General features: G+C 68.8%; 9 protein-coding genes and 1 tRNA gene. 6 read left to right on the top strand and 4 right to left on the bottom strand.

Annotated features, from left to right (window positions below; all coding sequences use genetic code 11):
• A partial coding sequence (locus AB0L97_RS23435; RefSeq protein ID WP_364433017.1) for a nitric oxide synthase oxygenase occupies positions 1-138 on the top strand: 138 nt, incomplete at its 5' end.
• Positions 139-389: 251 nt separating this feature from the next.
• On the opposite strand, the gene AB0L97_RS23430 is transcribed toward AB0L97_RS23435, so the two are convergent.
• The 3 genes from AB0L97_RS23430 to AB0L97_RS23420 form a co-directional block, all read right to left on the bottom strand.
• Positions 390-474, bottom strand: a tRNA-Ser gene (locus AB0L97_RS23430).
• Between the two features lie 24 nt (positions 475-498).
• On the bottom strand, positions 499-909 hold the full coding sequence (locus AB0L97_RS23425; protein ID WP_364433014.1) for a MarR family transcriptional regulator: 411 nt from the start codon (positions 907-909) through the stop codon (positions 499-501).
• A gap of 131 nt (positions 910-1,040) precedes the next feature.
• On the bottom strand, positions 1,041-2,219 hold the full coding sequence (locus AB0L97_RS23420; RefSeq protein WP_355073055.1) for an alpha-hydroxy-acid oxidizing protein: 1,179 nt from the start codon (positions 2,217-2,219) through the stop codon (positions 1,041-1,043).
• A 117-nt stretch (positions 2,220-2,336) separates the two neighbouring features.
• Between AB0L97_RS23420 and AB0L97_RS23415 the strand changes: the two genes are divergently transcribed.
• The gene (locus tag AB0L97_RS23415; RefSeq protein WP_364433011.1) at positions 2,337-3,341 is read left to right on the top strand and encodes an NAD(P)H-quinone oxidoreductase; all 1,005 of its coding nucleotides are present in this window, start codon (positions 2,337-2,339) and stop codon (positions 3,339-3,341) included.
• 7 nt (positions 3,342-3,348) lie between these two features.
• On the opposite strand, the gene AB0L97_RS23410 is transcribed toward AB0L97_RS23415, so the two are convergent.
• Entirely contained in the window at positions 3,349-4,551 is a 1,203-nt protein-coding gene (locus AB0L97_RS23410; protein WP_355073057.1) for a cysteine desulfurase-like protein, read from the bottom strand.
• 253 nt (positions 4,552-4,804) lie between these two features.
• Between AB0L97_RS23410 and AB0L97_RS23405 the strand changes: the two genes are divergently transcribed.
• The 4 genes from AB0L97_RS23405 (at position 4,805) to AB0L97_RS23390 (ending at position 8,448) form a co-directional block, all read left to right on the top strand.
• Complete coding sequence (locus AB0L97_RS23405; protein ID WP_355073058.1) at positions 4,805-5,407, top strand: bacterial proteasome activator family protein; 603 nt, start codon at positions 4,805-4,807, stop codon at positions 5,405-5,407.
• A gap of 282 nt (positions 5,408-5,689) precedes the next feature.
• The gene (locus AB0L97_RS23400) at positions 5,690-6,514 is read left to right on the top strand and encodes an ABC transporter permease (protein ID WP_355073732.1); all 825 of its coding nucleotides are present in this window, start codon (positions 5,690-5,692) and stop codon (positions 6,512-6,514) included.
• Positions 6,515-6,524: 10 nt separating this feature from the next.
• Positions 6,525-7,361: an ABC transporter ATP-binding protein gene (locus tag AB0L97_RS23395; RefSeq protein WP_355073060.1), complete on the top strand. Its 837-nt coding sequence runs from the start codon at positions 6,525-6,527 to the stop codon at positions 7,359-7,361.
• A gap of 70 nt (positions 7,362-7,431) precedes the next feature.
• The gene (locus tag AB0L97_RS23390) at positions 7,432-8,448 is read left to right on the top strand and encodes a glycosyltransferase family 2 protein (RefSeq protein WP_355073062.1); all 1,017 of its coding nucleotides are present in this window, start codon (positions 7,432-7,434) and stop codon (positions 8,446-8,448) included.
• The last annotated feature ends 147 nt before the right edge of the window (positions 8,449-8,595 follow it).

Here is an 8,595-nt window from a genome sequence, read left to right as displayed (position 1 = left end):
CCCACCGACTGGTCCTGGATCAACCCGCCGATCTCCTCCGGCCTGACCCCGACCTTCCACCGCTACTACGACCCACCCGACATGGACATCCGGCCGAATTTCGTCCGCAGAGACTTCCGCGTGGGCATGGGACTATAACCAGCGGCGGTTCCAACGGGACAGTGCCGAGCCAACAACTGAAGGTCCAACCGTCAACGGCAACCCCGGCCATCAGCGGGTGCCCGGACCAGAAATGTGACCCAGCCAGCAGCGAAAGACCCGGCCCAACCCACAGCGGGGGTCCGGGGGCGAAGCCCGCCGGGAGGGGTGTGGGGGTTGCACCCCCACAAAGCATTGCGAAACGAGCCCGGCTCATGCTCTCCATGAGCATGAGCCAGCGACGAGTGGAGCGGAGACGGAGGGATTTGAACCCCCGGTCGCTCTCGCGACGCTCGCTTTCAAGGCGAGTGCATTCGGCCGCTCTGCCACGTCTCCAGGGACCTGATCGTAGCGGACGGCTCAGCCGGAGTGCTTGCCGATTTCCTCGTCGACGCGGCCGAAGACGTCGGCGATCACCTCGAGCTGGGCCGGAGCCAGCAGGTCGATGAAATTGCGGCGGACGGCTTCGACGTGGCCGGGCGCGGCGGTTTGCAGGCGGCGCAGGCCCTCGTCGGTGAGTTCGGCGAGCACGCCGCGGCCGTCCTCCAGGCAGGTGTTGCGGCGGACCATCTTCTGTGCCTCCAGCCGCCGGATCTGGTGGGTCAGCTTGCTGCGCGAGGACAGCACGCCGTCGGCCAGCTCGCTCATCCGCAACGAGCGGTCGGGCGCCTCGGAGAGCAGGACCAGGATCCGGTATTCGGCGACGGTCAGGTCGCTGTCACGTTGCAGCTGACGATTCAGTGCCGTCATCAGGCGCTGGTGGCCGTCCATGTACGCGCGCCAGGCGCGCTGCTGGGCCGGGGTGAGCCAGCGGGGCTCGGCCACGACGCGACCGCTCGGTTCGGGATGCACGGTGGTCATTCTATGCGCGACGAACTGCCGAAATGGGCAACTCTCGCAGGTCAGCGCACCGTGGACAGCAGTGCGCGGTTCACCGCGGCCGGGCTGGTGCATCCGGCGAGGCCGAGGGTGGAGTCGAAATCGGCGAGCAACGTGCGCAGCGCGTGCCGTACCCCCGCGGCGCCCGCGAGCCCGAGGCCATAGGCCCACGGCCGCCCGTACAGCACCGCCTTCGCACCCAGGGCCAGCGCCACGAGCACGTCGGAACCGGTGCGCAGGCCGGAGTCGAACAGGACGTCGGCGCGGTCGCCGATGGTGGCCACCACCGCGGGCAGCGCGTCCAGCGCCGCGATCGAGCCGTCCACTTGGCGGCCGCCGTGATTGCTCACCACCACCGCATCGGCGCCGGCATCCACTGCCTGACGCGCGTCGTCCGGGTGCAGGATGCCTTTCACCGCGATCGGGAGATCCGTCCATTCGCGCAGCAGCGCGAGGTCCGCGAGCCGCAGCGTGTGGTTGCCGAACAGGCCGACCCAGGTGAGGATGGCCGTCCGCATCGCCTCCTCGCTCTCCTCCGGCGCGGCGGGCAGCTTGGCCCGGAACACCGGGTCGGACAGGTAGTTGGCGATGCCCTTGCCGTGCAGGAACGGCAGGTGCGCCTGTTCCAGGTCGCGCGGCCGCCAGCCGAGGGTCGGAGTGTCCACGGTGACCACGATCGCCGAAGCTCCGGCCTGCTCGGCGCGCCGGACGAAAGAGCAGGCCAGTTCGTCATCCGCGGGCCAATACAGCTGATACCACCACGCACCGGCCGCCGCGCCGACGTCCTCGATGGTGGAGGAAGCGGCCGTGGACAGCACCGTGCCGAGGCCGAGTTCCTTGGTCACCTCCGCCACGATCACCTCGCCGCCCTCGTGCAGGAGTTCCAGGACGCCGACCGGCGCGGTGAGCACGGGCGCGGCCAGTTTCGTGCCGAGCACCTCGACGGACAGATCCCGGGCGCCGGGGCCGGTGGAGCCGCGCAGCATCCGCGGCAGGATGCGGTAGCGGTCGAAGGCGGATCGGTTGGCGGCGGCGGTGCGCTCCGCGGACGCGCTGCCCGCCACGTAGGCGAAGGCGGCCGGATCCAGCCGCTCCCGCGCCAGCGACTCCAGACCCGCTGCGGTCATGGGCAATTCGGGTCTCACGCCGCCCAGACCGCCGAGGTAGATCTCGTTCTGGAAATCGATGAAGCCGCCACTCATCACCGGAACGGTAGTCCGTGACGCCGGTCACCGCAGGCCGCTTGCCGGATCGGTCCGGAAAGGACGGCTCCGGGGGCCAGGGCGCGGCCGTCCGTCCGCGCGGAGCACTATGGCATGGTGCGCGCTATAGATCTGAACGGTTTCGGCGGTCCCGATGTCATGGTCTTGGCCGAAGCGCCGGAGCCGAAGCCGGGACACGGAGAAGTGCTGATCGAGGTGGCCGCCGCGGGTGTCAACCGGGCCGATCTGTTGCAGCGTCAGGGCTTCTACCCGCCCCCGCCGGGAGCCAGCCCGCTACTCGGCCTGGAATGCTCCGGCGTGATCGCCGGAATCGGCGACGGAGTGCGCGACTGGGCGGTCGGCGATCGAGTGTGCGCGCTGCTGTCCGGCGGCGGCTACGCCGAGCGGGTCGTGGTGGCCGCCACCCAGGTGCTTCCGGTGCCGGACGGCCTGGACCTGGGCGCGGCGGCCGGGCTGCCCGAGGTGGCGGCGACCGTGTGGTCGAACCTGGTGATGACCGCGGGCCTGCGAGCCAACCAGCTGGTGCTGATCCACGGCGGCGGCAGCGGGATCGGTACGCACGCCATCCAGGTCGCCAAGGCCCTCGGCGCGCGCGTAGCGGTGACCGCCGGATCGGCCGAGAAGCTGGCGCGCTGCGCGGAACTCGGGGCGGACGTGCTGATCAACTACAAAGAGGACGACTTCGTCGCGGCCGTGCGTGCCGAGCGGTCGGGCGCCGGCGGCTCCGGCGCGGACGTCATCCTCGACAACATGGGCGCGGCCTACCTGGGACGCAACGTCGACGCGCTGGCCGAGCACGGCCGCCTCGTGGTTATCGGCATGCAGGGCGGAGTGACCGCCGAACTGAACCTGGGCGCCCTGTTGCGCAAGTGGGGCACCGTCCACGCCACCAACGTGCGCGCGAGGCCCGCGACCGGAGCGGGCGGCAAGGCCGAGATCGTGGCGGAGGTGCGCGGGCAGTTGTGGCCGTTGATCGCCGACGGCACGGTGGCGCCCGTCATCGCGGCCGAACTGCCGATCGAGGAGGCCGCCGAAGCGCACCGGCTGCTGGACTCCGGCGAGGTGGTCGGCAAGGTCGTGCTGCGGGTGGCGGAACTCTGAGCGGCGCTCACTCCAGCGCCAGCAGCGCCCTGCCGAGCTGATCGATCTCGAACTTGGTGGTGTAGGGCGCGAGCCCGATGGTCACCGCGCCGCCCTCGTCGTTGACGCCGAGCGCGTCCAGCAGCCTGCTGCCGCCGTGCACACCGCTCACCGTGCCGATCCGGTTATCGGCGAGCTTCGCCGCGACCTTCTCCGCCTGCATGCCCGCGAGCGTGAAGCTGACCGTGGGAATGCGGGTGGACGCGCGGCCGATCACGGTGAGGCTCGGGATCGAGTCGAGCATGCTCATCAGGTGCTCGAACAGCTGGTCGTGGTAGTCCTGCAACGAGGTGATCGACATCTCCAGCCGCTCGCGCCGGGTGCCGTGGGCCCGCTCGTCCAGCCCGGCCAGGAAATCGATCGAAGTGGTCAGGCCCGCGAGCAGCGCGTATTGGTGCCCGCCGACCTCGAGCCGCTCGGCGCCCTTCGCATAGGGGTTGAGCGACATGGACGGGATCCGATCCAGGAACGCGGGGTCACGGAAGACCAGCGCGCCGATCTGCGGACCGCCCCACGCCGGTGCGCTCAACGCGACGACGTCGGCGTTCAGTTCCTCGATGTCGATGAGCGCGTAGGGCGCGGCGCCGAACGCGTCGGCCACCAGCAGGCCGCCCACCTCGTGCACCCGGTCCGCGGCAACCCGCACGGCGGGCGCCGAGCCGACGATGGGCGAGGCGGCGGTGAGGGCGACCAGCCGCGCAGTCGGTCCGATCAGCTCCTCGAACTGCCAGGACGGCATCTCGCAGGTCTCGATCTCCACCTCGGCCCAGCGCACGTGCGCGCCGTAGCGGTTGGCGATGCGCAGCCACGGCGCGACATTGGCCTCGTCGTCCAGCCTGGACAACACGATGCCGGTGCCGAGTCCGAGGCGGGAACTCAGCGATTCGGCCAGCCAGGCCAGCAGGACCGCACGGTCGGGACCGAGCACGACACCCGCCGGGTCACCGCCGACCAAGTCCGCGACGGCCTCGCGGGCCGCGTCCAGAATCGCCGCGCTGCGCACGGCCGCGGCGGTTCGGCCGATATGCGAGAAGGAAGAAGTTCGGAAACCCGTTGAAACGGCCCGGGATACCGCGTCCGGGATCAGCATGCCCGCTTGCGGGTCGAGATGGATCCAGCCGTCGCCCAGGGACGGTATCAGGCCCCGAACCCGCGCGACGTCGTAAGTCATGCTGGCCACTCTAAGGCCAGCAGGCGAGCCTGTGTAACCGCGTTCCCCTCCACATCGTGGCGAGAGCACAGCGACCTGGGACTCAGCATGGCGACCGACTTTCGACAAATCCGAATCACACGACCCGAACAGAATAGAACGCCGGCTCCCGGGGCGGTGCGTACCAGCGCCACGCGCCGCGCCCTGCCCAGTGTGCCCCGTCCGCGGAACACCGGCTTAGCGCGTTCGGAGCGAACACGACATGATAGGGACCATGACGCACTCGGACGAGGCACCGGACCACATCGTCGTTGTCGGACCCGACGGCAGGCCGTTGGCCATCCCGGCGGCGGCCGGACCGGGGGCTCCCTTCACCGCGCAGGTCGTGACCGACGATAACAAGGACGAGTCGGGCGATCGGGACGACTCCGGCGAATCGCTCGCCGACATGGTCGAGCAGCCCGCGAAGGTCATGCGCATCGGCACCATGATCAAGCAGCTGCTCGAGGAGGTGCGCGCCGCCCCGCTGGACGAGGCCAGCCGCAATCGCCTGAAGGAGATCCACACGTCCTCCGTGCGGGAGCTGGAGCAGGGCCTCGCCCCGGAACTGCGGGAGGAACTCGAGCGGCTCACCTTGCCGTTCACCGACGACGCCGTCCCGACCGACGCCGAGCTGCGGATCGCGCAGGCCCAGCTGGTCGGCTGGCTGGAGGGCCTGTTCCACGGCATCCAGACCGCGCTGTTCGCCCAGCAGATGGCCGCGCGCGCCCAGCTCGAACAGATGCGCCAAGGCGCGCTACCGCCCGGCCTCAACGCCGCCGACCCGCGCGGCGGTCAAGCCGGTCACGTCACCGGCGGTTCCGGCCAGTACCTGTGAGACCGGTGACGCGCGTGTGCCACGCGGCGGCGGGAAGCGGCCGGGGTAGTCTCGTGCACCGTGCCCGCCGCTGCCGCTCGCTCCGACTCGGTTTCCGATCCGAGTGCGGTGCGTCCTGAAGAGAGCTCAGTTGGTTCCGATGACCAAGCACGTTCAGATGACAGCTCGCCGACCCCCTCGGCCGAGCACACGGAGCGTTCCGGCGACGACTCACCGGAGGACCCGGTGAGCGCGGCAACACCGGAGACGGAGACCCTGCACGCCGGAGCCACCGTGGCGAAGATCGTGCCGGACTCCCAGACGTTCCGGCGCGCGTTCCAGGACTTCGCGGTCGGCTTCGCGCAGCGGGAGCTGTGGCTGTCGCTCGGCTGGCAGGACATCAAGCAGCGTTACCGGCGCTCGGTGCTCGGTCCGTTCTGGATCACCATCGCCACCGGCTTGCAGGCCGTGGCGATGGGTGTGCTGTACGCGGCGCTGCTCGGCCAGCCGCTGCGGGAGTACCTGCCCTACGTGACGGTCGGCTTGATCATCTGGAACGTGATCAGCGCGAGCATCCTGGAGGGCTCGGAGGTCTTCATCGCCAATGAGGGCCTGATCAAGCAGCTTCCTTCGGCCTTGAGCGTGCACGTCTACCGGCTGGTGTGGCGGCAACTGCTCTTCTTCGCCCACAACATGGTCATCTACGTGGTGATGCTCGCCGCGTTCGGCGTGTGGCGCCATCTCGGGGTGGCCAGCCTCATGGCGATTCCGGCGATCGCGCTGATCTTCCTGAATTCGATGTGGGTATCGATCGTGTTCGGCATCTTCAGCACGCGTTACCGCGACATCGCGCCGATTCTCGGCAGCACCACGCTGATGCTGTTCGTGCTGACCCCGGTCATGTGGACGACCAAGACGCTGCAATCGCAGATGAACAACGGCGACCGCGCGAAGCTGGCCGAACTCGTGCCGACGTTCCACTATCTCGAAATCGTCCGGGCGCCCCTGCTCGGCGAACCGCAAGAACTGCGGCACTGGCTGGTCGTCGGCGTGATCACCCTGCTGGGCTGGATCGTGGCGATCCTCGCGATGAAGCAGTTCCGTTCGCGCGTACCGTACTGGGTATAGGAGCGCCCCGATGAGTCGTGTGAGTATCGAGACCCAGGAAGCCTGGGTCGAATTCCCGATCTTCGACGCCAAATCACGGTCGTTGAAAAAGGCGTTCCTCGGCAAGGCCGGCGGCGCGATCGGACGCAACAAATCCGACGTCGTCGTGGTCGAGGCCCTCCGGGACATCAACCTGTCGCTGAAAGAGGGCGACCGGGTGGGCTTGGTCGGGCACAACGGCGCGGGCAAATCGACGCTGCTGCGCCTGCTCTCGGGCATCTACGAACCGTCGCGGGGCAGTGCGCGCATCCGCGGGCGGGTGGCTCCGGTGTTCGACCTCGGCGTCGGCATGGACCCGGAGATCTCCGGCTACGAGAACATCATCATCCGCGGACTGTTCCTCGGACAGACCCGCAAGCAGATGCTGTCGAAGATCGATGAGATCGCCGATTTCACCGAGCTCGGCGAATACCTGTCCATGCCCCTGCGCACCTATTCCACCGGTATGCGGGTGCGCCTCGCGATGGGCGTGGTCACCTCGATCGATCCCGAGATCCTGCTGCTCGACGAGGGCATCGGCGCCGTCGACGCGGAATTCATGAAGAAGGCCCGCAAGCGGTTGCAGTCGTTGGTGGCGCGTTCGGGCATCCTGGTCTTCGCCAGCCATTCGAACGAATTCCTCGCGCAGTTGTGCGACACGGCGTTGTGGATCGACCACGGCCAGATCCGCTTGCGTGGCGGCATCGAAGAAGTGGTGCGAGCCTATGAGGGGCCGGAGGCGGGGAATCACGTCGCGACCGTGCTGCGCGAGATGGAAGCGGAGCGGGGCGAGAAATCAGATCGAGAATTGGAGCGGAATCAGGCATGAGCGGTCAGGCCCGGAGGCGGCAGCGAAGCGTGACCACGGAGGGCCCCGCACATGCCGGGAAGGCCACAGCATGAGTGAGCCGACCGGGCAGGACACCCCGATCGACGAAGGGGCGCAGGCCCGGATCGGCTCCGCACCGGAGGATGCCGTCGAGCTCGCCGATCCCGCCGCGGAATCCGCGGCGCCGGACCCGGATTCGCAGCCGCGCATCGTTGCCGTCGTCGTCACGCACAAGCGCCGCGAACTGCTCGCCGAGTCACTGAAGGTCGTCACCTCGCAGTCCCGGCCGGTGGACCACCTGATCGTGGTGGACAACGGCAACGAGACCGAAGTCGCCGATCTGGTGCGCGACCAGCCGGTGGAATCCACCTACCTGGGCTCGGCGCACAACCTCGGCGGCGCGGGCGGGTTCGCGCTCGGCATGCTGCACGCGTTGAGCATCGGCGCGGACTGGGTGTGGCTCGCCGACGACGACGGCAGGCCCGAAGGCCCCGACGTGCTGTCCACCCTGCTGGACTGCGCGAACCGGCACGGTCTGGTCGAGGTTTCGCCCGTGGTCTGCGATATCGACGAACCCGACCGTCTCGCCTTCCCGCTGCGCCGCGGCGTGGTCTGGCGCAGGCTGCGCTCGGAACTCGGCGACGACGACTTCCTGCCCGGCATCGCCTCGCTGTTCAACGGCGCGCTGATCTCCGCGCGGGCGGTCGACGTGATCGGCGTGCCGGACCTGCGCCTGTTCGTGCGCGGTGACGAGGTGGAGGTGCATCGCAGGCTGGTGCGCTCCGGGCTGCCGTTCGGCACCTGCCTGCAGACGGCATATCTGCATCCCAACGGTGCGGCGGAGTTCAAGCCGATTCTCGGCGGCCGGATGCACACGCAATATCCCGACGATCCGGTGAAGCGCTACTTCACCTACCGCAACCGCGGCTACTTGATGTCGCAGCCGGGTATGCGGAAATTGTTGCCCCAGGAGTGGGTTCGCTTCTCCTGGTTCTTCCTCGTCACCCGCCGCGACCCGGCCGGCCTGCGCGAATGGTTCCACCTACGCTCACTCGGCCGCCACGAGCAGTTCGGCAAGCCCGACTGAGCTCGGAAGGTCGCCCGCGCGGCGCCTCGGATCAGTCCGATGCGTGGCGCTTCCGACCCGAATCGGTAATTCGGTTGTGCGGAGCCGGAGTCGAGTGCAAGAGTGGGCAGAACTGCGAGAGAGGCAAGGAGGTGTGGACCGTGACGA

The organism is Nocardia sp. NPDC051911 (assembly GCF_040681035.1).
GTDB classification, from domain to species: domain Bacteria; phylum Actinomycetota; class Actinomycetes; order Mycobacteriales; family Mycobacteriaceae; genus Nocardia; species Nocardia sichangensis.
Note: the sequence above shows the minus strand (reverse complement) of the source record. Positions and strands in the feature narration are given on the sequence as shown.

What these genes read in the sequence shown, in the direction of transcription:
- AB0L97_RS23425 (WP_364433014.1), bottom strand. Translation starts at nt 909, where the DNA reads ATGGACGGCCACCAGCGCCTGATGACGGCACTGAATCGTCAGCTGCAA.
- AB0L97_RS23420 (WP_355073055.1), bottom strand. Translation starts at nt 2,219, where the DNA reads ATGAGTGGCGGCTTCATCGATTTCCAGAACGAGATCTACCTCGGCGGT.
- AB0L97_RS23410 (WP_355073057.1), bottom strand. Translation starts at nt 4,551, where the DNA reads ATGACTTACGACGTCGCGCGGGTTCGGGGCCTGATACCGTCCCTGGGC.
- AB0L97_RS23405 (WP_355073058.1), top strand. Translation starts at nt 4,805, where the DNA reads ATGACGCACTCGGACGAGGCACCGGACCACATCGTCGTTGTCGGACCC.
- AB0L97_RS23395 (WP_355073060.1), top strand. Translation starts at nt 6,525, where the DNA reads ATGAGTCGTGTGAGTATCGAGACCCAGGAAGCCTGGGTCGAATTCCCG.
- AB0L97_RS23390 (WP_355073062.1), top strand. Translation starts at nt 7,432, where the DNA reads ATGAGTGAGCCGACCGGGCAGGACACCCCGATCGACGAAGGGGCGCAG.